The organism is Streptomyces barkulensis, assembly GCF_002843305.1.
Classification (GTDB): domain Bacteria; phylum Actinomycetota; class Actinomycetes; order Streptomycetales; family Streptomycetaceae; genus Streptomyces; species Streptomyces barkulensis.
Window position 1 is genome coordinate 214,670 of record NZ_PGSG01000025.1, and the last position, 24,062, is coordinate 238,731.

Genomic DNA, 24,062 nt, shown 5'->3' on the forward strand with positions numbered 1-24,062 from the left:
GCGGCGGCCGCGGTACCGGACAGAGGGCGGGCCGTCGGCGCGGGTGGCGCGGGTGGTGCGGGTGTCGTCAGCCGGCCGGGACCGGGCCGAGCCTGGTCCAGGGATTGTCCGGGTCGCTCGCGTCGGGCGTGTTGCCCTTGGTCCAGTACTTGGCCTTCCAGTAGTAGCCGCCGTGGGAGACGACGGTGCGGGTGATGCCGCCGGGGTCACCGGCGACGGCGTGCGTACCGGCGGTGTTGCCGCTGTTGAGCGGCTCGGCGACGAAGTCGGACGACGGGCCGGTGGTGTCGTCGTGGGTGATCAGCGTGTAGGAGGTGCCGTGCTGCGGGGCGTCGGCGGGGTTGCCGTCGGCGTCCAGCAGCCGCCACCGCTGGCCGCCGGCGCTGCCGCAGTCGCGGACGGTCAGCGACGCCAGTTTCCTCTGGGCCCCCAGACACTGCTCCTCGCCGCTGCTGTCGTTGGTGATGCGGAACACCCCGTCGCCGCCGTCCGGTTCGATGTTCCACAGCTGGTGGACGTTGTCCCGCGACGGGTAGAGGTGGGCCCGGTCCCAGCCGGCCGGGTGGTCCAGGAGGTTGCCGCTGTTGACGTCCTCGATCTTCCACTGTTCGCCGGTCTGCCACAGGGTGAACGGTGCCCAGGCCGGGTTGTAGGTGCGCGAGGCGTCCCAGGCCTCGGCCCTGCACGCGGTGCCGCCGCCGGAGGCGTCGGGTTCCACGGTGATGGTGCCCTTGCGGTGGTCCTGGACCAGTCCGTACTCCTCTCCGCCGATGGCGAGTTTGAAGTTGGCGGGCCCGGTGATCGGCAGGTAGTACTTCAGCGCGATGTCGCGTGAGGCGCCCGGGGCGATGTCCTCGCAGTAGCCGAGTCTGAGCGTCACCCGGTGGAAGTCCCCGTCGAGGCCGCCGGCGCTGGGCCCGGTGTGGCCGGGTTCGACGGCGTCCTCCATCTCCTGCCACGCCTCGTCCTTCAGCAGGGGCGGGGTGGAGGTGGGGATGTCGAAGGAGAGCTCGGTGCCCTCCGGCAGGGTGGTGTCGGTGTTGTTGGTGATGCGCAGCTTGGGCTGCTGGGGCCACATCTGCGCGGTGTCGGTGGGGTAGTCGGTCAGTTCGGCGGTCACGTCGACCACCTCGGTGGGCAGTTCGGTCCCGCCGTTGCGGGTGTTGCCGTAGGGGCCGGCGTCGCGCAGGGCGTTGTCCAGCGCCTTGGTCAGGGTGTAGCCGGGGACGCACTCCCGGTCCTGCGGGCAGTTGTAGTCACCGGCCAGCTCCCAGACCATCGCGCCGCCCGCACCGGTGTCGGCGATGTAGTCGGCCTTGGCCGCGATGTCCTGCTCGTCCTGGGTGGAGAGGAAGACCTTCTTGTCCCCGTTCCACAGCCAGGACGCCTTGAGGGTGTCGTCCCAGTGCCGTTCGTAGCCGCCGACCTGGTTGGCCGGGTCGGAGGCGCTCAGTCCGAACTGCTCCCGGTAGGAGGGCGGAATGCCCCTCTCCAGGTTCTTGGCGTGCCACATCGGGTTCGACCCGGCCGCGACCTCCTTGCCCCGGTCGGTGTCGTGCCAGAGGTTGTCGATGCCGGTGGCGCCGGCGCCGCAGGCCGTGGTGCTGCCGTTGGGGCCGGTGCCGTCGGGGCACTGGCTCTGGTCGGTCAGCTCCGACGTGCCCCACAGCCCGTTCTCGCCGCCGGTGACGTTCTTCCAGCCGCGTGTGTAGTACGGGATGCCGAGGTTGATGCGCCCGGACTGCAGCGCGCCGCGCAGGTAGTGGTAGGACCAGTCGGCGTTGAAGTACCCCATCTTCTGGTACTCGGGGTTCGTCTCCTCGTCGTAGATCCCGGCCGCCGCCAGCTCGGCGTCCTTCCCGTCGTCGTACAGCGGGGACTGCGGGCCGACGTAGGAGTTCCACGTGCCGTGGAAGTCGTACGTCATGGTGTTGGCGAAGTCCAGGTACTGCAGGGCGCGGAAGTCCTCCTGGCCGCGCAGCAGGTACCCGGACGCCGACACGGCGGCGGTGAGCTGGTAGTAGCGGTCGTCCTCGGCCGAGGCCCGGTCCAGCTTCTCGCGCAGCGTCTTCATCAGCGCCGTGTAACCGGCGTTGAGTCCCTTGCGGCGCGGGTTGGCGACGGGCCAGTCGGCCGGGTTGCCGGCGTCCGCCAGGGCGGTGGGGTACTCGTAGTCGATGTCCACGCCGTCGAAGCCGTAGGTCCTGATGAAGTCCACGGCGGAGTCGGCGAAGGTGTCGATGGCGGGCTGGTTGACGCTGCCGTCGGCGTTGGTGGCCAGGGTGTAGAAGCCGCCGTCGGCGATCCGGTTGCCGTCCGCGTCGAAGTGCCCGCCGGTCTCGGCCCAGCCGCCGACCGAGATCAGCGTCCTCACCCGCGGGTGCTGCTTCTTGTACTTGTTCAGCAGGTTGAAGTTGCCCTTGTACGGCAGGTCGGGATCCATCTCGGCGCCGGGAACGCCCGGCCAGGTCATACCGGTGGCCGGGTTGGCCGGGTCGGAGGTGTCGCCGACCGAGACCCGGTTGTCCTCGATGTGCGCGAAGGCGTAGTTGACGTGGGTGACCTGGCCCCAGGGGATGCTTCCGGGCAGGTACATCGGCTCGCCGTTCCCCCCGGTGCGCCAGCCGGTGAAGTAGCCGACCAGCCGCCGCGGATGCCGCTCGCCCATCCGCTCCCGGCCCCTGTCGTCGTAGAGCAGGCAGTACGGGGTGTTGACCCCCTCGGTGGGCGTCATGCCGTCGGGACGGCATTTGGGCTGGTCGGCGGCCTCCGTGGACCACGGTCCCGGTCCCTCGGGTTCGGGGTCCTCCGGCGGCTGGGGCCCGGACATCAGGGCCTGCCGCTGGACCACCAGCGGGGGCGGCCGCTCCTGGAGCCAGTCCAGCTCCCGCAGGGAGGGCCACATCTCGGTGAGGGACATGGGGCCCTTGACGACGGTGGTCCTGGACAGGTCGGACCGGTCCACGTTCAGCATCACCGCCTGGTCGCCCGAGACGAGGACGGTCAGGCTTCCCTGCAGGGTGATCGCGCTGTCGACGTGCTGGTCGAAGCCGGTGCCCGCCAGGACGGGCATCGCGGTGGCGATGGTGGCCGGCTCCTTGATCCAGCTGTCGTTGTTCTGCTCCAGGGTCATGTTCAGCAGCCCCACCAGGTCACCGCGGAACATCAGCACACCGCCGCCGGTGTGGTCGTTGGCGGCGGCGTCGATGCCCTCCTCGAACGGGGTGCCCCGCAGGACGTGGAAGAAGTCCCCGATCGGTCCCGGGCCCTTGACCACCTCGTTCTGCGCGCTGCCGATCGGTCTTTGGACCCGGACGTACTGGTCCCCGCGGATCAGGATGAGCTGGAAGTACGTCTGGAAGCCGCAGCAGTACGACGAGAAGGCGGTGTCGACGCCGTTCTCGAACGGGGTGCCCTGCAGACTGCCCAGCTCCTCGGTCAGGGAGCCCTGTCCGAGGAGCCGCCCCTCGGCCTCGTTGTAGGCGGCGGAGGAGCCGTCCTGGTTCACGGTGGGGTCGAGGCGGGCGTGCTTGCCCCCCTTGAACAGGTAGTGGTCCTCGTACACATGGCCCTGGTCGTCGTCGCCGTACCGGCCGGTCCACACCGAGGCGTCGACCAGGGTCTTGACGGGGGAGACGGTGGTGTCGTCCGGGGAGCGCGAGGCGGAGCCGGAGCACCGGAAGGTCTGGTCGGTGTCGCTGAGCAGGTTGGCCGCCTTGCTCAGGCAGGCGCCCATGGCCCGCTGGCCGTAGGCGTTGGGGTGGATGGCCTCCTGCTGGTCGCCCTGCGACTCCCAGGGCACGTCCTTCGTCCCGTCCAGGAGGTAGGGGACCCAGCGGATCCACTCGGCGTCGGCGGCGGGCAGCCGGTTGTCCGGGCTGTTGGAGTCCGTCGCCTGCCGGGCGGTCCTCGCGCACAGCTCATGGCCGGCGAAGGCGTTCTGGAGGTCGAGGAAGACCGCGCCGCTCGCCTTGGCGGCCCGGCCGATCATCGCGCTGATCCGGGGCACCACGGAACTGTGCGCCCAGTCCGCGTCGACGTCCCGGAAGGGGCAGCCGCCGTTGCGGTAGCGGCTGTAGTCGACCAGGTCCTGCGGGTACTCGAAGTCCGCGCCGCGCGGCAGCGGGTTGGGGTAGGACTGCAGCACGATGCGGTAGCCGGCGTCGGACTGGCCGGCGTCGCGCAGCGTCTCGCGGATCTTCCGGACGGTGTCGGTGACCTCCTGCTCCACGTCGTCGAGGGCGGCCGCGAACGCCTCCTCCTGGGTGTCCTTGCACGGGGTGCCGCCGGGGATCATGTACGACTTCGCACAGGCGGCGATCAGGTCGGAGAAGTTCAGGTCGTTGCCGCCGATGGAGAGCGCCACCAGGGAGACGTGATGGTCCTCGGCGATCTCCGCGAGCTGTTCCACCTGGGGTTTGCGGCCCTTGAACTCCTCCTCGACGACATGCCGGGTCTCCGACCCCGAGCAGGCGATGTTGAACCGGTACTCCTCGGAGACGCCGAGTTCGGCCGACATGATCGGCGCGGTGTCCGAGCGGTCGCACCGGTCGCCGCCCTCCGCGTAGGAGGTGTCGCCGTAGACCCGGGTCAGATCGTGGTCGCAGTCGTCGGCCGTGGAGCAGTTCACGGCGGCCCGGTCGGTGCCCCACACATGGCCGCTCGCCGAGGTGTTGGCGTTGCCCGCCCAGCGGCCTCCCTCGCCGGAGATGAAGCTGTCGCCCATGGAGACGACGGCGGACGGCCGCGAGTCGTAGCCCTCGCACGCCGCGCCGTCCTCGTCGGCCACGCTGTTCCCGGCGGCCGGTGACGAGGGGGCCTGCGGCACGGGGGTCCGCTGTAGGTCCCGCAGCATGAGGTTCGACGGGAAGTAGACCGTCACGAACTCCCAGATCCCGCAGATCAGCGCGTCCCCGTCGGCGAAGAGCGCCGGGTAGTGATCCGAGCCGCCGTTCGAGCCCAGTCGCACGGTGTAGTCGGCGATCTGCTCGTCGGCCACCATGAAGTCCAGCGCGGAGCCCGACTTCTGGGTGGGGGCAGGCTCCCCGTTGCTCTTCTTCGCGTAGTAGACGTGGCCGCCCGCCGTGTCGGTGAACGTGTTCGGCACGCTGTTGAAGTCGCCCAGGATGCGCCAGTGCTCGCCCGCGGGCACGCTGTCCGCCACGGCGCTCACCAGATCCCTGGCGTGCCCGTTCTGCGCGTCACCGGACCGCCTGGACTCCGTGTGGATGTCGAAGAACCAGGTGTCGCCGAACTTCAGCCCGAGCGCCGGGCGCGAGCGCAGGTAGTGCGTGGCGGCGCTGGGGGAGTCGGCCGCCCGGACGACCATCGCGTCGTCCGGGCGGACGGCGCTCCAGACCGCCAGCGACTTGCCGGAGTTGCCGTTCAGGTCCACCGGCTCCCCGGCGTCCTGGAGGTTGTACACCTTCAGGTAGTACAGGTAGCCGACGTCCGGGTTCGCCCGGGGCTGCCCCCACCTCAGCTCGTGCAGGCTGTACTTGAGGCTGGGCAGGCCGGTCGGGGTGGTGTCCAGGTCGCCGAGGTTGTCGTGGATCCGGTTGGCGGCGGTGAGCTCCGTGGTGCCGGGCGGGGTCTGCGCCTCCTGGAGCGCCACCAGATCGGCCTTGCCGATCAGGTTCTGCACCGGTGAGGACCACTTGAGGCCGCCGCCCTGCATGTTGAAGGTGATGGCCCGTGTGGGCACGGGCGCCACGGCGGCGGCCGGTCTCGCGGGCGTCAGGGCCGCCAGCAGTCCGGCCAGCAGGGCCAGGGCCAGCAGGGCGGGGAGGGGTAAGGGCCGGGACCGGGTCCGGCGCCGGACGGTGGGGGGTCTGCCCATGGAAGGCGATCTCTCTTCTCTTGTCGGGGCCGCGCGGGCGGCGCGGAACGGCACCGGGACGGGCGTCGGGGTGCCGTGGAATTTTTGCAAACGCCGGTAACAAACCGGTGAACTCCCCCCGGGCGCCGGCCAAAACGGTGCGCGGAGCGGTACGGGACGGGCGCGGTCTCCGGGGTTCCGGCGCCAACCCGCCCTGGCGGGTGAGGTGTTGCGCCGGATAGGTTCGCCGCGTTCACGGACAAGCCCACGGGAGGGCACACATGCGCAAGGCGCTCAGAGCGCTGCTGACCCTGCTGGTGCTCATCGGCACCGTCAGCGTCGGCAGCGCGTCGGCGGGGGCCGCCACCGCGGCCGGGACCGACATCGAGGACCGCATCCTCGCGATACCGGGGATGCGTCTGATCGAGGAGAAGCCGGTCGACGGCTACCGCTTCCTCGTGCTGGGCTACCGGCAGCCCGTCGACCACCGCAGGCCCTGGAAGGGCAGTTTCGAGCAGCGCCTGACGGTGCTGCACAGGGGCGAGGACCGGCCCACCGTCTTCTACACCTCCGGCTACGGGCTGCGCACCACGCCCTCGCGCAGCGAGCCGACGCGGATGACCGACGGCAACCAGGTCTCCATGGAGTACCGCTTCTTCACCCCGTCACGGCCCCGGCCCGCCGACTGGTCCAAGCTCGACATCTGGCAGGCGGCCAGCGACCAGCACCGTGTCTTCCGCGCCCTGCACCGGATCTACGACGAGGAGTGGATCTCCACCGGCGGCAGCAAGGGCGGGATGACGGCCACGTACTACCGCCGCTTCTACCCGCACGACATGGACGGCACGGTCGCCTACGTCGCGCCCAACGACGTCAACGACAAGGAGGACTCGGCCTACGACGAGTTCTTCGCCACCGTCTCCACCGCCGAGTGCCGCGAGCGGCTGAACGCCGTGCAGCGCGAGGTCTTCGTGCGCCGCGACGAGATCGTGGCCCGCTACGAGGCGTGGGCGAAGCGGGAGGGCTACACCTTCGAGGTCGTCGGCAGCGCCGACAAGGCCTTCGAGAACGTCGGCCTGGACCTGGTGTGGGCCTGGTGGCAGTACGGCTCGGAGTCCGATTGCGGCCAGGTGCCCGGGGCGGACGCGACCACCGACGAGCTGTACGGCTTCGTCGATCAGGTGGCGGGCTTCTCCTTCTACACCGACCAGGGCCTGGAGTACTACACGCCGTACTACTACCAGGCCGGCACCCAGCTCGGCGCGCCGAGCTTCGACACCCCGCACCTGGACGGGCTGCTGCGCTACCCGGGCATCTACGACCCGCGCTCCTACGTCCCGCGCGAGATCCCGATGAGCTTCGACAGGAAGGCGATGCGCGACATCGACAAGTGGGTGCGCAAGGACGCCGAGCGGATGCTGTTCGTCTACGGCGAGAACGACCCGTGGGGAGCGGAGCCCTTCCGGCCGGGCCGCGGCAGTGAGGACTCCTACGTCCTGACCGCGCCCGGCGCCAACCACGGCGCGAACATCGCCGCTCTGGAGGAGGACGACAGGGCCCTGGCCACCGACGCCCTGATGCGGTGGGCCGGCCTGGACGCCGACGCCGACGCCGACGCCTCCGCGAAGCGGAAGGCGGCGCCGCTCGCGCCGTACGACGCGAAGCTGGACCGGGCCGACAAGGCCGACCGGCGGATGCTGCGCCCGTAAGGCACGCCCCGCGGGAGGAAACGGTGGGCGCGACCGGACCTCCGGTCGCGCCCACCGTTTCCGTGTACGGGCCGTGTGTACGGGCCGTGTGCCCGGACGGGGTGCCCGGACGGGGTGTCAGCCGCGCGGGTGGAACACGAACAGCAGCCCGCCGCCGTCCGCCATCGGCGAGAAGCCGCCCGCCTTCGGCAGCGACAGGAACGGCACCTCGGTGTCCTGGGGCAGCGCCTCCGGCTCGCCCGTGGAGAGGGAGACGGCGACGGGCGTGCTTTCGGTCGTCCCGTCGCCCCCGGCGAAGCCGTAGGCGGTGCCGTCGTCGCCGACGGACAGCAGCCGGACGCCCTTGCGCCGGTCGGTCTCCCCGAAGCAGTGGGCCCTGCCGCGTTCGAAGTCGAGGGCGAGGGCGCCGATGACGGCGTAGCGGCCGTTCGCGGACAGCACCGGCCGGGGCGGTGCGTCGGCCGACCGCTCCACCGTGCGGCACGGGGCGGACATCTCCAGCTTCCCGGTACTCAGGTCGTGCACGGCCCACACCGGCCGGCCCAGGGGGTCGTCCTCGGCGGTCCAGGAGGAGATGACGTGGTCGCCGGCGGTCGTCCACAGCCGGCCGTCCTTGTACCTCTCGTACTCCTCCGTGTCGACGCCCGGCGGAACGGCGTCGCTCGCCTGCCAGCCCCCGTCGACGCCGAAGCCGCGGGTGGAGAGCGCGATCACCGGGCCGGCGGAGGACAGCGCGCCCACCTCACCGCTGCCGCAGCCCACCTTCCGGCAGTAGACGGGCAGTTTCTGGTCGGCCCGGTACGTCTCGAACCGGCCCGTGGAGACGTCGACCGCCGCCGCGTTCCAGCCGAGGTCCTTCCAGCGGACCAGGAGCCCGTCCCCGCCGTCGCGCACCTCGACGTCCCCGGAGCGGGTGTCGGCCGGGACGGTGACGGTGTGGGCGGGGGCGACCTTCTCCCCGGACGAGCCGGCCGGGTAGAGGGCCAGGGAGATCACCTTCTCGCCCTTGCTGAGCGCGTCCTCGCCCTGGAGGCCGTGCGCCCAGACGACGACGTACTCGCGCCCCTTCTCGTGCACGACGAGGAGCCGGGGGATCCGCGGCGCCCGCATGGACAGGCCTCCGTCGTCCTCCGCGGCCGGCGGCTCCCACGGCTCGCCCTTCCAGCGCAGGGCGCCGGTGACCGCGTCACGGGCCTCGACGGTGTAGGCCCCGCCGTCGCGCTGGAGGAAGGCGACGACCCCCGCTTCGGGCGCGGCGTCCACCGGCGCGGTCCGGGCGCCCTCCGGCAGCCAGGTGACGGTCTCCTGCCAGCCCTTGGAGGTGTCGAAGCCCTCCGGGGCCTTCACCGGGGTCCTGAGCGGCTTCTCGGCTCCGATGGGCGGCTTGCCGGAGCCGCCGGCGGCGGACCCGGACCCGCCCGTGCCGTCCTCGTCGCCGCTCCCGCCGCATGCGGCCAGCAGCCCCGCGGCCACCACGGCCGCGAGCGCCTTCCTCACGGTTGTCACCGCGCGCCTCCTCGGGCAGGGGGCGGCGTTCCCTGCCGACTCCCCCCGTAGCATCGATCAGGTCATCCGAAGACTACCGATCGTCCATGGCGGCCGGCGCGGGCGGCTCGGGCGGCTCGGGCGAAAGGGCCGTCAACCAACCCGTGGAGCAGGTCGGTCGGCGCGCGGGGCCGCGGTCGAGGCACGGACCATCAGCTCGGTGCGGACGGTCGCCACGCCTCCGGGGGGAGCCGACTCCCGGCCCAGCGCCAGCCGTCCGGCGCGGGCGCCCGCGTCGTGGAGCGGGATGCGGACGGTGGTCAGGGCGGGGGAGGCGTCCGCGCTGAAGGGCAGGTCGTCGAAGCCGGCCACGGACACGTCCCCGGGGATGCCCAGGCCCGCCTCGCGCAGTGCGGCGCAGACGCCGAGGGCGACGGTGTCGTTGGCGGCCAGCACGGCCGTCAGGCCCGGCTCGCGGCGCAGCAGCTCCAGGGTGCCGTCGTAGCCGGAGGAGCGGTCGTACGCGCCGTGCACGGTGAGGCGTCCGGCCTCCGCGAGCAGGTCATGACCGTGATCGCGGTCGTGGTCGGCCAGGGCGGCCCGGTGGCCCTCCAGCCGGTGCCGGGTGGTGGTGCGCTCGGCCGGGCCCGCGACATAGCCGATGCGGCGGTGGCCGAGGGCGAGCAGATGCTCGGTCAGGCGGCGGGCGCCGCCGCGGTTGTCGAAGGCCACGGTGAGCGGCACACCCCCGTCCGGGGGGCCGTCGCCGTCCGCCTCCGGCAGCGGCGGCCTGCCGCACAGCACCACCCGGGTGCCGGCGGCGGCCAGCCGGCGCAGCCGGGCGGACAGCGCCTCGGCGTGCTCCGGGTCCTCCACCGCGCTGCCGGTGAGGACGACGGCGGCGGCGCGCTGGCGCTGGAGGAGCGTGAGGTAGGTCAGTTCGCGCTGGGGGGAGCCGCCGGTGTTGCACACCACCGCCAGTTTCCCGCCGGCCTTATCCGGTTCCATCTCCGACTGGACGGCGCTTGCCATGATCCCGAAGAACGGGTCGGCGATGTCGTTGACGAGGACGCCGACGAGATCGGAGCTGGCGGCGGCCAGGGAGCTGGCCGGCCCGTTCACGACGTACTCCAGCTCCTCCACCGCGCGCAGCACCCGGCTGCGGGTGGCCCCGGCCACCGGATAGTTGCCGCTCAGTACGCGCGAGACGGTGGCCGCCGAGACCCCGGCCCGGGCCGCCACGTCCGCCAGCGTCACTGCCATCGATTCCTCCGGTGCGGTTCTTCCGCGGGTGTCGTCTGCGGGTCTTGTCGTGAGTGCTGTGGGCAGGCTAGCTTGCCATGGGATAGAAAGCGCTTTCTAAAGCGAGAGGGAAGCTCATGACACGCAGGGTCGTACGGATCGCCATGAACGGCGTCACCGGCCGGATGGGATACCGCCAGCATCTGGTCCGCTCCATCCTCGCCATCCGCGAGCAGGGCGGACTGGAGCTGGGCGACGGCGATGTGCTGTGGCCCGAACCGGTCCTCGTCGGGCGCCGCGAGCACGCGCTGAGGGCGCTCGCCGAGCGCCACGGCCTCGACCCCGACGCCGTGAGCTGCGACCTCGACGCCGTACTGGCCGACGAGAGCGTCGAGATCTACTTCGACGCCCAGGTCACCTCCGCCCGCGAGGCCGCCATCCGCAAGGCGATCGCCGCCGGCAAGCACGTCTACACCGAGAAGCCCACCGCCACCGGCCTCGACGGCGCGCTGGAACTGGCCCGGCTGGCCCGCACCGCCGGCGTCAAGCACGGCGTGGTGCAGGACAAGCTCTTTCTGCCGGGGCTGCTCAAGCTCAAGCGACTGATCGACGGCGGCTTCTTCGGCCGCATCCTGTCGGTGCGCGGCGAGTTCGGCTACTGGGTCTTCGAGGGCGACTGGCAGCCCGCCCAGCGCCCCTCGTGGAACTACCGGGCCGAGGACGGCGGCGGCATCGTCGTCGACATGTTCCCGCACTGGGAGTACGTCCTGCACGAGCTGTTCGGCCGGGTGCGCACCGTCCAGGCCGTCACCGCCACCCACGTCCCGCAGCGCTGGGACGAGCTGGGCAAGCCGTACCAGGCCACCGCCGACGACGCCGCCTACGGCATCTTCCAGCTCGACGGCGGGATCGTCGCACAGATCAACTCCTCCTGGACCGTGCGGGTGAACCGCGACGAACTGGTGGAGTTCCAGGTCGACGGCACCGAGGGGTCGGCCGTCGCCGGACTGCGCACCTGCCGCGTCCAGCACCGCTCCGCCACCCCGAAGCCGGTGTGGAACCCCGACCTGCCGGTGACCGAGTCCTTCCGCGACCAGTGGCAGGAAGTGCCCGACAACCACCCCGAGGGCGGGGAGTTCGACAATGGCTTCAAAGCGCAGTGGGAGCTCTTCCTGCGCCATGTGGCGCTGGACGAGCCCTACACCTGGGATCTGCTGGCCGGCGCCCGCGGCGTCCAGCTCGCCGAACTCGGCCTGGCCTCGGCCGCCGAGGGCCGCCGCCTCGACGTACCGGAGCTGAGCCTGTGATCCGCCTGCCCGACGCCTGCGGCGTCCTGCGCGAGTACGCCCCCCGCACCGAGCCCGCGGTGCCCGCCGTCCCCGCCGCCGGGAGCCCGCCGCCGGCCTCCCGCACGGTGTTCTCCGCCGCCCACGTCGTCGCCGACCCGTTCGCCGACGTGACGCCCGACGGCCCGGCCGCCGTCGACTGGGACGCCACGCTCGCCTTCCGCCGCCACCTGTGGTCCCACGGGCTCGGGGTCGCCGAGGCCATGGACACCGCCCAGCGCGGCATGGGCCTGGACTGGGCCGCGGCCGCCGAGCTGATCCGCCGCTCCGCCGCCGAGGCCGCCGCCTGCCGGGGCCGCATCGCCTGCGGGGTGGGCACCGACCAGCTCACCGCTCCCGCCGCCTCCCTGGACGAGGTCCGCGCCGCCTACGAGGAACAGCTCGCCGTGGTGGAGGAGGCCGGCGCCCAGGCGATCGTGATGGCCTCCCGCGCCATGGCCGCCCTCGCCCGGGGTCCCGAGGACTACCTGGAGCTCTACGGGCACCTGCTGCGCCAGGCGTCCGAGCCGGTGATCCTGCACTGGCTCGGCCCGATGTTCGACCCGGCGCTCACCGGCTACTGGGGCAGCGAGGACCTGGACGCCGCCACCGAGACCTTCCTCGCCGTCATCGCCGAGCACCCCGACAAGGTCGACGGCGTCAAGATCTCCCTGCTGGACGCGGGCCGCGAGGTCGCGCTGCGCCGCCGACTGCCGGGCGGGGTGCGCTGCTACACCGGCGACGACTTCAACTACCCCGAGCTGATCGCGGGCGAGGACCCCGCGGCCGGCGGGCGCTTCAGCCACGCCCTGCTGGGCGTCTTCGACCCGCTGGCTCCGCTGGCGGCCGAGGCCGTGCGGGTGCTGGACACCGGGGACCCGGTGGGCTTCCGCAAGCTGCTGGACCCCACCGTCGAGCTGTCCCGCCACCTGTTCCAGGCCCCGACCCGCTACTACAAGACCGGCGTGGTCCTCCTCGCCTGGCTGGCCGGGCACCAGGAGCACTTCGTCATGGTCGGCGGGGCGCAGTCCGCGCGCTCGCTGCCGCACCTGGCGCGGGCGTACGAACTGGCCGACTCCCTGGGGCTGTTCCCCGACCCGGCACTGGCCGAGGCGCGGATGCGGCACCTGCTGGCGGTGTACGGGGTGGCGGCGTGAACGAGTTTCCCGAAGCCCCCGGGACCCCTGGCTCCGGCGGCCCCGCCGGCCCCGGCGGTCCCGGTGGTCCCGGCGGTTTCTCCATCAACCAGGAGACCGTCCGGCAGCTCTCCCTGCCCGAACTGGTGAAGGCGTGCGCCTCGCTGGGCGTCGGCGGCGTCGGCCTGTGGCGGGCACCGGTGCGGAAGTACGGGGTGGAGGCCACCGCCCGTCTGGTGCGGGACGCGGGCCTGACCGTCACCAGTCTGTGCCGCGGCGGCTTCCTCACCGCCGCCGACCCCGCCGCGCGCCGCACGGCGCTGGAGGACAACCGGGCGGCGGTCGACGAGGCGGCCGGGATCGGCACCGACACCCTGGTCCTGGTCTGCGGCGGGCTGCCCGAGGGCGACCGCGACCTGCACGGCGCCCGCGAGCGGATCGCCGACGCGCTGGCCGAACTGGCCCCCTACGCGGCCGGGCGCGGGGTGCGGCTGGCCATCGAGCCGCTGCACCCGATGTTCGCCTCGGACCGCTGCGTGGTCTCCACCCTCGGACAGGCCCTGGACCTGGCCGAGCGCTTCCCGGCCGAGCAGGTCGGCGTGGTCGTGGACACGTACCACATCTGGTGGGACGACCGGGCGCCCGCGCAGATCGACCGGGCGGGGCGAAGCGGCCGCATCGCCGCCTTCCAGCTCGCCGACTGGTGCACCCCGCTGCCGGCGGGCGTGCTGCTGGGCCGCGGGCAGCTCGGGGACGGCTCGGTCGACTTCCGCTTCTGGCGCGACCGGGTGGCGGCGGCCGGCTACACCGGCTGGACGGAGGTGGAGATCTTCAACGAGGCCCTGTGGGACCGCGACGGCCGCGAGGCGCTCGCGGAGACCGTGGAGCGCTTCCGCGCCCACGTCCTGTAGGGGCGGATCCCGCCAGGGCTGTGAGGACGGGCGCGGTCCGCCACCGTCGCGCCGCGGACCGCGCCGGGCCGCCGTCGCCTCCCGTCCGCACGGGAGGCGACGGCGGCGTCACCGTGCGCCGCCGCGGTCCTGCTCGGCGCCCTCCGCGCCCCTGCCGCCCTCGGCCTGCGAAGGCGTGCCGGCCGGGCCCTTCTCCCCGGCGCCGGCGGTCTTCCGCGCCGCCCCCTTCCGCGCGGCCCCCTTCCGCGCGGCGGCTTCGGCCTCGTGCCGCTCGTGCAGCCCGCGTGACTGGTCGATGCCCTCCTCGTCGTCCCGCTCGCCCTCGGCCTGGGATGGCGTCCACCCGCTCATACGCCCTCTCCTCACTGTCGAATGCCGTCACGGCCGCCTCCCGCCGTCCCCGCCCGCCGGAGCCTCCCGCCGCTCCCGTCCGCCGGAGCCGCCGGCCGGACCGGCCCGGTGGGGTCCCGGGGAAGCCCGGGCCGGGTACCCGGCCCCGCGCCGATTCCACTTCCGCTCCACTTCCGCTCCACTTCCGCCGCCCGCCGCGGAGGCATCGCGGGAGAACCGGCGGAAAAAATCTTGTTCCGCAGTGCAACCCTTCCGGCCCCCCGCGGGTCATAGCGGGTGTCGGTCGAACCGGGGAGGGATCTCGGGGGAGGGTGAGACCGGCGGGGGGACACGAGGGGCACCGGCCGTTCAGGCCGGGCCCCTCGTAACGTTTCCGGGGCTTTCCGCTCCGCCCCGCCTCCGGCGGGGCCCGGCACCGCCACGCACCAGCCCCGCTCCGGCCCGTACCCACTGCCGGGATTCCGGTTGTCGGTCCCCGGAGTTACGGTCTGTGACATGTCGTTCCAACCCGCCGTCCTCGAGGCCGTCCTCGAGCGCATCACCTACGCCAACGAGGAAAACGGCTACACGGTCGCCCGTGTCGACACCGGGCGCGGCGGCGAGCTGCTCACGGTCGTCGGCTCGCTGCTGGGCGCACAGGTGGGGGAGTCGCTGCGGATGGAGGGCCGCTGGGGCTCGCACCCGCAGTACGGCCGCCAGTTCACCGTGGAGAACTACACCACGGTCCTGCCGGCCACCGTCCAGGGCATCCGGCGCTATCTGGGCTCCGGCCTGATCAAGGGCATCGGCCCGAAGATCGCCGAGCGGATCGTGGACCACTTCGGGCTGGAGACCCTGGAGGTCATCGAGAACGAGCCGGAGCGGCTGATCGAGGTGCCCGGCCTCGGCCCGAAGCGGACGAAGCTGATCGGCGCGGCGTGGGAGGAGCAGAAGGCGATCAAGGAGGTGATGGTCTTCCTCCAGGGGGTGGGGGTGTCCACCTCGATCGCGGTGCGCATCTACAAGAAGTACGGCGACGCCTCGATCTCGGTGGTGCGCAACCAGCCCTACCGGCTGGCCGCCGACGTGTGGGGCATCGGCTTCCTGACCGCCGACCGCATCGCGCAGGCCGTGGGCATCCCGCACGACAGCCCCGACCGGGTGAAGGCCGGGCTGCAGTACGCGCTGTCGCAGTCGGCCGACCAGGGGCACTGCTACCTGCCGGAGGAGCGGCTGATCGCCGACACCGTCAAGCTCCTCCAGGTGGACACCGGCCTGGTCATCGACTGCCTGGGCGAGCTGGCGGGCGAGGAGGAGGGGGTGGTGCGCGAGCAGGTCCCCGACCCGGAGCACCCCGGGCAGCGGGTCTCGGCGGTCTATCTGGTGCCCTTCCACCGCGCCGAGCTGTCCCTGTCGGCCCAGCTGCTGCGCCTGCTGCGCACCGAGGAGGACCGCATCCCGGCCTTCCGGGACGTCGACTGGGAGAAGGCCCTGGCCTGGCTGGCGAAGCGCACCGGGGCCGAGCTGGCCCCCGAGCAGCGGGACGCGGTGAAGCTGGCGCTGACCGAGAAGGTGGCGGTGCTCACCGGCGGGCCCGGCTGCGGCAAGTCCTTCACCGTGCGGTCGGTGGTGGAGCTGGCGCGGGCCAAGCGGGCGAAGGTGGTGCTGGCCGCGCCCACCGGCCGGGCGGCCAAGCGGCTGTCGGAGCTGACGGGGGCGGAGGCCTCCACCGTCCACCGGCTGCTGGAGCTCAAGCCCGGCGGGGACGCCGCCTACGACCGGGAACGGCCGCTGGACGCCGACCTGGTGGTCGTCGACGAGGCGTCCATGCTGGATCTGCTGCTGGCCAACAAGCTGATCAAGGCGGTGGCACCGGGAGCCCATCTGCTGCTGGTGGGGGACGTGGACCAGTTGCCGTCGGTGGGCGCGGGCGAGGTGCTGCGCGACCTGCTCGCCGAGGGCAGCCCGGTCCCGGCGGTGCGGCTGACGCGGATCTTCCGGCAGGCCCAGCAGTCCGGAGTGGTCACCAACGCCCACCGCATCAACTCCGGGGTCCCGCCCATCACCCAGGGCCTGTCGGACTTCTTCCTCTTCGTGGAGGACGACACCGAGGAGGCCGGCCGGCTCACCGTCGACGTGGCGGCCCGGCGCGTCCCGGCGAAGTTCGGCCTCGACCCGCGCCGCGACGTGCAGGTGCTGGCGCCGATGCACCGGGGCCCGGCCGGCGCGGGCACGCTCAACGGGCTGCTCCAGCAGGCCATCACCCCAGGCCGGCCCGATCTGCCCGAAAAGCGATTCGGCGGACGGGTTTTCCGGGTGGGCGACAAGGTCACTCAGATCCGCAACAACTACGAGAAGGGAGCCAACGGGGTCTTCAACGGCACGGTGGGCGTGGTCACCGCCCTGAGCACGGAGGAGCAGCGCCTGACGGTGCGCACCGACGAGGACGAGGAGGTGGGCTACGACTTCGACGAACTGGACGAACTCGCGCACGCCTACGCGGTGACCATCCACCGCTCCCAGGGCAGCGAGTACCCGGCGGTGGTCGTCCCGGTCACCACCGGCGCCTGGATGATGCTCCAGCGCAACCTGCTCTACACGGCCGTGACGAGGGCCAAGCGCCTCGTGGTGCTGGTGGGGTCGCGCAGGGCCCTGGGCCAGGCCGTGCGGACGGTCTCCGCGGGGCGGCGCTGCACCGCACTGGACCACCGATTGCGCGGCACGCCGCACCCCGCGTAACTTTCCGGAGGCACTCCGTGCCACCCGCGGGCCTGCTGGCCGACCCCGAGTGCACCGCACCGCACCGAATGGGAGACAGTGGGACGAGGACAGGGCACTCGAAGATGAGGCACTACGTCGGTGAGGGATGACGTGAGCGAACACCGTGAAAGCGATGGCGCAGTAGTACTGCGGTACGGGGACGGCGAGTACAGCTTCCCGCTGGTCGGCAGCACTGTCGGTGACAGTGGTTTCGACATCTCCAAGCTGCGCGCCCAGACCGGTCTGGTGACCCTGGACTCCGGTTACGGCAACACCGCCGCGTACAAGTCGGCGATCACCTTTCTCGACGGCGAGAAGGGCATCCTCCGCTACCGCGGGTATCCGATCGAGCAGCTCGCCGAGCACGGCACGTTCCTCGAGACGGCGTACCTGCTGATCAACGGAGAGCTGCCCACGGTCGACCAGCTGGCCGGCTTCCGCAACGAGATCACCCAGCACACCCTGCTCCACGAGGACGTCAAACGGTTCTACGACGGCTTCCCGCGGGACGCCCACCCGATGGCGATGCTCTCCTCGGTGGTGAGCGCGCTGTCCACCTTCTACCAGGACAGCCACAACCCCTTCGACGAGCAGCAGCGGCACCTGTCCACCATCCGGCTGCTCGCCAAGCTGCCCACCATCGCGGCGTACGCGTACAAGAAGTCGGTGGGCCACCCGGTGGTCTACCCGCGCAACGACCTGGGCTACGTCGAGAACTTCCTGCACATGACCTTCTCGGTCCCGGCCGAGGAGTACGAGCTCAACCCGGTGGTGAGCAGCGCCCTGGACAAGCTGCTCATCCTGCACGCGGACCACGAGCAGAACTGCTCGACCTCCACCGTGCGCCTGGTCGGCTCCTCCCAGGCGAACATGTTCGCCTCCATCTCCGCCGGGATCAGCGCCCTGTGGGGCCCCCTGCACGGCGGCGCCAACCAGTCGGTGCTGGAGATGCTGGAGCGCATCAAGGCCGAGGGCGGTGACGTCGACTCCTTCATCCGCCGGGTGAAGAACAAGGAGGAGGGCGTCCGGCTGATGGGCTTCGGCCACCGCGTCTACAAGAGCTTCGACCCCCGGGCGAAGATCATCAAGGCGGCGGCGCACGATGTCCTCTCCGCGCTCGGCAAGTCCGACGAACTGCTGGACATCGCGCTGAAGCTGGAGGAGCACGCGCTGGCCGACGACTACTTCGTCGAGCGCAACCTCTACCCGAACGTCGACTTCTACACCGGTCTGATCTACCGGGCCATGGGCTTCCCGACCACCATGTTCACCGTGCTGTTCGCGCTCGGCCGCCTGCCCGGCTGGATCGCGCAGTGGCACGAGATGATCAAGGAGCCGGGCTCCCGCATCGGCCGTCCGCGTCAGATCTACACCGGCGTCGTCGAGCGCGACTACGTCCCGGTGGAGCAGCGCTGAGCGGACGTCCGGGCGTCCAGGCCGCCTGCCGCGGCCCCCGCGGGCCCCGTTCCGCACCCTTCCAGGGTGCGGAACGGGGCCCGCGGCGTGTTCCCGGTGCGGCGGGGCGGTGGAGGAGACGTGAAGAAGAGTGACACAGGTCACACATAAAGAGGGGTAACCATTCGGCGGACTCGTGTGTCTTATGGGGTGGCGTCGGTACTCCGGCGGAGCCGCCGCCGCCCGCCGTGTTCGTCTGTGGGGGACGAGGACGGTGGTCCGCAGGCGGTGTGCCTCGGGGGAGCTTGAGCGGCCCTCCCGCCCGTACACCGCCCGGCAGACACCCGGCCAGGATCCCGTGGGGGGAGTCCATGACCGGGAAGAGGAGGCGCCCCGTCGACGGGCCCGTGGGGGGACTCGTCGCTCGGGGCGCTTCTGTGTGTGCGGGGCCTTGCCGCGGGAGTCCCGCCGTGCGGCGCTCACGGGGGCCCGCAGGAGCCCTTCGCGGTCCGGGCGGGGGAGCGGTCCGTCACGAGCTGTGTGGCGGCGAGCCCGGCGTACAGCGAGTCCGAGCGCAGCAGATCGGCGTGGCGGCCCACCGCGCGCACCCGGCCGCCCTCCATGACCACGATGCGGTCGGCCCGCACCACCGTGGAGAGCCGGTGCGCGATGGTCAGGACGGTGGTCTCGGCGGCGAGTTCCACCACGACCTCGCGCAGCGCCTCCTCGTTGACCGCGTCGAGCTGCGAGGTCACCTCGTCGAGCAGCATCAGCCCGGGCCTGCGCAGCAGCGCCCGGGCGATGGCGATCCGCTGGCGCTCGCCGCCCGACAGCGTCACCCCCCGGTGGCCGACCTGTGCGTCCAGACCCCCGGGCAGCCGCTCGACGAGGCCGTCGAGCCGGGTGCGCGACACCGCGCGCCGCACCTCCCCCTCCGCTGCGTCCGGAGCGGCCAGCAGCAGGTTCTCCCGCAGGGTTCCGGCCAGTACGGGCGCGTCCTGCTCGACATAGGCGATCGCCGACCGCAGCTCGGCCAGCGGCCAGCGGCGGATGTCGCGCCCGCCGACGGCCACGGTGCCCGCGTCGTGCTCGTAGAAGCGCTCCAGCAGCGCGAACACCGTCGACTTCCCGGCGCCGGAGGGGCCCACGAGCGCCGTCAGACCGCCGGCGGGCACCTCGAAGGTCATCCCCCGGTGCGCCGGCTCCCGTCCGTCGCCGTAGCCGAAGACCACGTCCTCGAAGGCGACCCCGAGCGGTGGCACCCTCTTCGGCGGCGTCCCCTTCGGGGGCACCCCCTTCGGAGCCGGCCCGCTGTTTAGACACTCGCCCGGCAGCTCCTCCACCTCCCGGATGCGCCGCACCGCGGCCAGTCCGCTGCTCAGGCCGCTCCAGCCGTCGGTGAGCCGGCCGAGAGGGCCCATCAGGGTGAAGAGGTAGAGAAGGAAGGCGATCAGGGAGGAGATCTCCATCGCTCCGGAGACGGCCCTGGCGCCGCCGACCCCCAGCACGGCGAGGAAGGCGAACTGCATCGCCACGGAGGTCGTGACGTCGGAGACCGAGTTCCACCAGGCCACCGCCACACCGCGGTCGTGGGCCCGCCGGGCCGCCTCGAAGACGGCCGCGGTCTCGCGTTCCTCGGCCCCGCTGGCCTTGACGGTGCGGAACGCCTGCAGCGCGCGGTCCAGCGCCGAGCCCATCGCGCCGACCGCCTCCTGCGCCTGGTGCTGCGCCCGCTGGATCCTCGGCATGAGCAGGGCGAGCAGGCCCAGGGCGAGGAGTACGGCGAGGAGGGTGACCCCGAGGAGGACGAGATCCACGACCGCCATCAGAACGACGGTGCCCAGCAGGACCAGCACCCCGGTGACCGCGTCGGCGACGTTGCGGGAGAGCACGGTGCGCAGCAGCGAGGTGTCACCGGTGGCGCGGGAGAGCAGGTCGCCGGGGGTGAGCCGGTCGACGGCCGCGACCCGCAGCCGCAGCATCCGGCCGACGAGCCGCCGCCGGGCCCGCAGGACGGCGGCCTCGCCGGTGCGCGCCATCAGATATCCGCCGGCCGCCGCGAGGAACGCCCCGAGGAGCACGACGAGCGTGAGGACGAGCAGCGGGCGGACGGGTGAGCGCCCGTCCGCGAAGGCGTCCACGGCGTGCTTGGCCATCATCGGCATGGCGAGGTCCGCGCCGGAGCCGAGCAGGGACAGCAGCCCTCCGCCGACCAGGACCCGCCGGTGCGGCCGGATCTGTTCCAGGAGCAGCCGCACCGGGGAGGGGCCGGCGGCCGGCCCCCGGTCCTCAGCCTTCCCCGGCTCCGCCGCCGGAGGCTCCACGGCCCGATCCGCCGCTCCCGCCGCCGGCCCCGCCGCCGCTCCCGCCGCCGCTCCCGCCGCCGGTCCCGCCGCCGGAACCACTGGGGCCTTCGCCCGAGTCACCGCCGTCCCCTCCGCCCACCGTCACCGTCATCAGAGGCCGCAGGCCGTCCGGCTCCTGCTCCCCGACCGCCCTGCCCCCGGCCCGTACCCAGGCGTGCGCGGAGAAGGGCGGCGCGCTGCGCACCCCCGCGCACCAGTCGGGCCACACCCCCGACATCCGGCAGGCCAGGGCGATGGCCACGGAGCGCGGCAGGCAGCCGTACCAGCCGGCGCATCTGCGGCTGGTGGCCACCACCGCCTCGTACACGCGCACGGTCTCCTCGTACCCGGCGGGACGTGCGCCGCGGCTGACTCTGGTCAGCACCCGGCGCAGCCGCCCCGGACGCAGCCGGCTCAGCACCAGGGCCGCGGCGACGGCCGTGCGCACCCGGACGCCGCCGGAGCCGGAGCCGCGGCGGGGCATGGTCATCTCGGTGGTCACGGCGCGAGGAGCTCCGCCTCGACCAGCCGGCCGGTCAGCTCCGCGACGTCCGCCTCGGCCTCGGCACGGCCGACGTCGTACTCCTCCAGCAGCCGCTCCACGGCGGCGTCCCGGCCCCGCCCCTGGGCGAGCGCTTCCACCACGATGGTGCCGCACTCGTTCAACTGCCAATAGGAACCGCTGCGTTCGTCGAGCAGCACGGCGCCGTACTCGGTGGTGGTCATGGCCACACCCTGTCTGAGCTTCACGAGATCGCCTCGCTCCTGTCGGGATCGCGGTGTTCCTCCCCGGCCGGCCAGGCGTCCTCGGCCGTCCGCAGCCAGGTCTCGCAGGAGACCGTGGAGTCGACCGGGTACTGCTGGAGGACGGGGGAGTACGGGTCGTCGGCCAGCCGCCCGAGCCGGGCGGCGTCGACGAGCCCGCGGCGGGCCAGCAGGGAGCCGTCCCACAGCGCGCGCAGCTCGGCGGAGTGTTCGCGCAGCCCGCGCACGTCGTCGGCCGACATGTGGTCCTTGGTGGTCCGGGCCAGCAGGCGGTCGGGCACCACCTCGCGCATCGCCTCCACCAGCAGCGGCTTGTACCGCCAGGGGACGACCCGGTCCTCGACGCGGACGGAGAGGACGGCCTCGACCACCCGGTCGTCGTAGAACGGCGCGGCCACCGGCAGGCCGGCGGTGACGCCCACGTCCTCCAGCGCCTGGAAGCCGCGGGCCCCGGCCCGGACGGTGTCCAGGTCCGTGTGCCGTCCGGGGCGGGGGCTCAGCGGCTCGGCGTGCCCGGCCGCCGAGCGGAGTTCGTCGAGAATCAGGGCCCCGGCGTCACCGGTGAGCCAGGGCGGCAGCGACTGCCGGGGTCCCCAGGACAGCCGCGGCCCGCGGTCGTCGGGCGGCTCGCGGGTGACGGCGCCGGCCAGCCAGGAGGCGTACGAGGGGCGCGCCAGCAGGCCGCGCAGGGTGGGCCACAGAGGCCAGCCGTACTGGTGCCGCAGCGCGCCGATCCGGTTCCACGCCTTCAGCGGGCTGCCCGGGAGCAGATCCAGGCAGGCCGAGGGCAGGCCGTTGAAGAGTTCGTCGCCGCCGTAGCCGGTGAGGTGGTAGCGGGATCCGGTGGCGGCGGCGCGGCTGAGCAGCAGATACGCCCTGGCCCGCGCGGGGGCGACGGGGAACGGCTCGTCGAACAGCTCCCGGGCGCCGCCCCCCAGGTCCGCGTAGAACAGCGGGGCGTCGCCGGCCGGGACGACATGGTGCTCGACGGTCCGCCCGGCGCCGCGGCGGGCGTCCTGAGCGCCCCGGCGGGCCCACGTCTCGTCCTCCGAGTGGCCGTCCCGCGCGGCGACGGTCAGCAGCGCCGTCTCCCGCTCGCCCGGTGTCCGCCGGGTCAGGAAGACGACGGAGGTGGAGTCCAGCCCGCCGGAGAGTTCGCAGCTGATCCGGGTGTGCCCGGCCAGATGGGCGCGGACGGAGTCCGCCAGCGCGGCGGCCAGGAGGGGGGCGCCCCGCTCCGTGCCGAGTTCCGGCTCGGGCGGCTGCCACCAGCGCCACACGGTGTGGCGGGGGCCGCCGGGGCCTTCGCGCAGGCTGAGCGCGTACGCCGGGTCGACCTCCTCCAGACCGTGCCACAGGGGGCGGTGCCGCAGCGGGTGCGGGACGAAGTCCAGCAGGCGCAGGGCGAGTGCGCCGTCGTCGATTCCCGCCCCGGTGAGGTGGGCCAGGAGGGCGGGCCGGTCGGAGGCGACACGTCCGCCGGCGCACCGGGCGTGGTAGACGCGCCGGTGCCCGGACGCCGTACCCCGCACGCAGACCTCGTCCCCCACCCGGGAGACGACGTGGTGGAGGCCGGGCAGCCGGGTCAGCCGGCGGTGGAGGTCGGCGGTGTCGCGGGCCGGGCCGAGGAGGCCGAGGAGGTCGGCCTCGGGGACGCGGTTCGGGCCGATCAGCACAAGGGAGTCGTCGCCGCGCGTGACATGGCTGACCTGCCGGAAGGGGAGGCGGAAGACGATCCAGGGGCGCCCCGAGGGATGGTGGACGGTCCCCTCGTCCGCCGCCTTCGCCGGGCCGCCCGGGCCGCCCGGGCGAAGACGCCCGGCCACGGCCTGCCCTTCGGCCGTGTCCGGGAGGACCGCGAAGAAGTCACGCAGGTGACCGGGCATCTTCTCCACCACGGGACGGTCAGACGAACCGGCGGCTGAAGTACTCCTTGTACTTCCCGAAGAAGTAGCCCGCGGTCCTCTTGCGGAAGCTCCCCTGGTCGAAGAGGGCGGGCTTCACATAGGTCTTCTTCTGCTTCATGTCGTGCGCACTCTCCTCTGTCGACAGAACAGCCGTGTACTGGTGCGAACGTTCACACACGGTGTGCGGGCTGTTGCTGGAGTGACGGACGGGATCACACTCACAGTGGGGTCGGCGGGCCCGCAACGCACTTTTGCGCCATCCTGGGCGGCCGGCGGAAGCCTGGATTTGCCATAGAAACCACTTGGTGCTCGTATGATCGGCTGTCTGCCCATGTCGTCGGCCGGGCTCGGAACCGAGCCCGGCCGACGACATGGGCGGTCCGGGGCGAACGCCCCGGACCGGTCAGCGGAAGGCGCGCAGCCGCAGGCTGTTGGTGACCACGAAGACCGAGGAGAAGGCCATGGCGGCTCCCGCGATCATCGGGTTGAGCAGACCGGAAGCGGCCAGCGGCAGGGCGGCGACGTTGTAGCCGAAGGCCCAGAAGAGGTTGCCCTTGATGGTGGCCAGAGTGCGACGCGACAGCCGGATGGCGTCGGCGGCGGTGCGCAGGTCGCCGCGGACCAGGGTCAGGTCGCCGGCCTCGATGGCGGCGTCGGTGCCGGTGCCCATGGCCAGGCCGAGGTCGGCCTGGGCGAGGGCGGCCGCGTCGTTGACGCCGTCGCCGACCATGGCCACGGAGCGGCCCTCGCTCTGGAGGCGCTTGACGACATCGACCTTGTCCTGGGGCATGACCTCGGCGATCACCTCGTCGATCCCGACCTCGCGGGCGACGGATTCGGCCACCGCCCGGTTGTCGCCGGTGAGCAGGACGGGGGTGAGTCCGAGGGCGCGCAGCCGGGTGATGGCCTCGGCGCTGGTGGGCTTGACGGCGTC

At 72.7% G+C, this 24,062-nt stretch carries 16 protein-coding genes; 6 read left to right on the forward strand and 10 right to left on the reverse strand.

Annotated features, from left to right (window positions below; all coding sequences use genetic code 11):
• Nucleotides 1-67 precede the first annotated feature (67 nt).
• Nucleotides 68-5,839, reverse strand: coding sequence for a glycosyl hydrolase family 18 protein (locus CUT83_RS30030; protein ID WP_158238969.1), 5,772 nt, complete (start codon nucleotides 5,837-5,839; stop codon nucleotides 68-70).
• Between the two features lie 260 nt (nucleotides 5,840-6,099).
• On the opposite strand from CUT83_RS30030, the gene CUT83_RS05550 reads away from it, so the two are divergent.
• Entirely contained in the window at nucleotides 6,100-7,527 is a 1,428-nt protein-coding gene (locus CUT83_RS05550) for a S28 family serine protease (RefSeq protein ID WP_101254717.1), read from the forward strand.
• 117 nt (nucleotides 7,528-7,644) lie between these two features.
• Here the strand turns inward: CUT83_RS05550 and CUT83_RS05555 are convergent, their stop codons facing one another.
• On the reverse strand, nucleotides 7,645-9,033 hold the full coding sequence (locus CUT83_RS05555; protein ID WP_143688497.1) for a hypothetical protein: 1,389 nt from the start codon (nucleotides 9,031-9,033) through the stop codon (nucleotides 7,645-7,647).
• Between the two features lie 132 nt (nucleotides 9,034-9,165).
• Nucleotides 9,166-10,275 carry a LacI family DNA-binding transcriptional regulator gene (locus tag CUT83_RS05560; protein WP_101254719.1) on the reverse strand — a complete coding sequence of 370 codons (1,110 nt, stop codon included), beginning with the start codon at nucleotides 10,273-10,275 and terminating at the stop codon, nucleotides 9,166-9,168.
• Nucleotides 10,276-10,391: 116 nt separating this feature from the next.
• Here CUT83_RS05560 and CUT83_RS05565 point away from each other — a divergent pair, with 116 nt between their 5' ends.
• The 3 genes from CUT83_RS05565 (at nucleotide 10,392) to CUT83_RS05575 (ending at nucleotide 13,626) form a co-directional block, all read left to right on the forward strand.
• The gene (locus CUT83_RS05565; protein ID WP_101254720.1) at nucleotides 10,392-11,561 is read left to right on the forward strand and encodes a Gfo/Idh/MocA family protein; all 1,170 of its coding nucleotides are present in this window, start codon (nucleotides 10,392-10,394) and stop codon (nucleotides 11,559-11,561) included.
• Nucleotides 11,558-12,736, forward strand: a complete 1,179-nt coding sequence (locus tag CUT83_RS05570; protein ID WP_101254721.1) for a dihydrodipicolinate synthase family protein — start codon at nucleotides 11,558-11,560, stop codon at nucleotides 12,734-12,736. The genes CUT83_RS05565 and CUT83_RS05570 overlap by 4 nt, the downstream gene beginning before the upstream one ends.
• Nucleotides 12,737-12,819: 83 nt before the next feature.
• Nucleotides 12,820-13,626 (forward strand): sugar phosphate isomerase/epimerase family protein, encoded by an 807-nt coding sequence (locus CUT83_RS05575; RefSeq protein ID WP_240957698.1) that lies wholly within the window; start codon nucleotides 12,820-12,822, stop codon nucleotides 13,624-13,626.
• Between the two features lie 108 nt (nucleotides 13,627-13,734).
• Here CUT83_RS05575 and CUT83_RS05580 read toward each other — a convergent pair whose 3' ends face one another.
• Nucleotides 13,735-13,977: a hypothetical protein gene (locus CUT83_RS05580; protein ID WP_101254723.1), complete on the reverse strand. Its 243-nt coding sequence runs from the start codon at nucleotides 13,975-13,977 to the stop codon at nucleotides 13,735-13,737.
• A gap of 495 nt (nucleotides 13,978-14,472) precedes the next feature.
• Here CUT83_RS05580 and recD2 point away from each other — a divergent pair, with 495 nt between their 5' ends.
• Both recD2 and CUT83_RS05590 read left to right on the forward strand, forming a co-directional pair.
• A complete protein-coding gene (recD2, locus tag CUT83_RS05585; protein ID WP_101254724.1) occupies nucleotides 14,473-16,695 on the forward strand; it encodes an SF1B family DNA helicase RecD2 in 2,223 nt (740 codons plus the stop codon).
• A gap of 132 nt (nucleotides 16,696-16,827) precedes the next feature.
• A complete protein-coding gene (locus CUT83_RS05590; protein ID WP_101254725.1) occupies nucleotides 16,828-18,132 on the forward strand; it encodes a citrate synthase in 1,305 nt (434 codons plus the stop codon).
• 458 nt (nucleotides 18,133-18,590) lie between these two features.
• On the opposite strand, the gene CUT83_RS05595 is transcribed toward CUT83_RS05590, so the two are convergent.
• The 6 genes from CUT83_RS05595 to CUT83_RS05615 form a co-directional block, all read right to left on the reverse strand.
• Entirely contained in the window at nucleotides 18,591-20,435 is a 1,845-nt protein-coding gene (locus CUT83_RS05595) for an ABC transporter ATP-binding protein (protein WP_107490852.1), read from the reverse strand.
• On the reverse strand, nucleotides 20,401-20,958 hold the full coding sequence (locus CUT83_RS05600) for a lasso peptide biosynthesis B2 protein (RefSeq protein WP_107490853.1): 558 nt from the start codon (nucleotides 20,956-20,958) through the stop codon (nucleotides 20,401-20,403). Before CUT83_RS05600 ends, CUT83_RS05595 begins: the two co-directional genes overlap by 35 nt.
• Nucleotides 20,955-21,206, reverse strand: coding sequence for a lasso peptide biosynthesis PqqD family chaperone (locus CUT83_RS05605; RefSeq protein WP_101254727.1), 252 nt, complete (start codon nucleotides 21,204-21,206; stop codon nucleotides 20,955-20,957). Before CUT83_RS05605 ends, CUT83_RS05600 begins: the two co-directional genes overlap by 4 nt.
• Nucleotides 21,203-23,107, reverse strand: coding sequence for an asparagine synthase-related protein (locus CUT83_RS05610; protein WP_101254764.1), 1,905 nt, complete (start codon nucleotides 23,105-23,107; stop codon nucleotides 21,203-21,205). The genes CUT83_RS05605 and CUT83_RS05610 overlap by 4 nt, the downstream gene beginning before the upstream one ends.
• Nucleotides 23,108-23,126: 19 nt before the next feature.
• The gene (locus CUT83_RS29655) at nucleotides 23,127-23,246 is read right to left on the reverse strand and encodes a keywimysin-related RiPP (protein ID WP_107415231.1); all 120 of its coding nucleotides are present in this window, start codon (nucleotides 23,244-23,246) and stop codon (nucleotides 23,127-23,129) included.
• Nucleotides 23,247-23,531: 285 nt separating this feature from the next.
• The coding region (locus CUT83_RS05615) for an HAD-IC family P-type ATPase (protein WP_143688499.1) at nucleotides 23,532-24,062 on the reverse strand (531 nt) is incomplete at its 5' end.

Coding starts and splice junctions, on each gene's coding strand:
- CUT83_RS30030 (WP_158238969.1), bottom strand. CDS start 5,839: ATGGGCAGACCCCCCACCGTCCGGCGCCGGACCCGGTCCCGGCCCTTA.
- CUT83_RS05550 (WP_101254717.1), top strand. CDS start 6,100: ATGCGCAAGGCGCTCAGAGCGCTGCTGACCCTGCTGGTGCTCATCGGC.
- CUT83_RS05560 (WP_101254719.1), bottom strand. CDS start 10,275: ATGGCAGTGACGCTGGCGGACGTGGCGGCCCGGGCCGGGGTCTCGGCG.
- CUT83_RS05565 (WP_101254720.1), top strand. CDS start 10,392: ATGACACGCAGGGTCGTACGGATCGCCATGAACGGCGTCACCGGCCGG.
- CUT83_RS05580 (WP_101254723.1), bottom strand. CDS start 13,977: ATGAGCGGGTGGACGCCATCCCAGGCCGAGGGCGAGCGGGACGACGAG.
- recD2 (WP_101254724.1), top strand. CDS start 14,473: ATGTCGTTCCAACCCGCCGTCCTCGAGGCCGTCCTCGAGCGCATCACC.
- CUT83_RS05610 (WP_101254764.1), bottom strand. CDS start 23,107: ATGCCCGGTCACCTGCGTGACTTCTTCGCGGTCCTCCCGGACACGGCC.
- CUT83_RS29655 (WP_107415231.1), bottom strand. CDS start 23,246: ATGAAGCAGAAGAAGACCTATGTGAAGCCCGCCCTCTTCGACCAGGGG.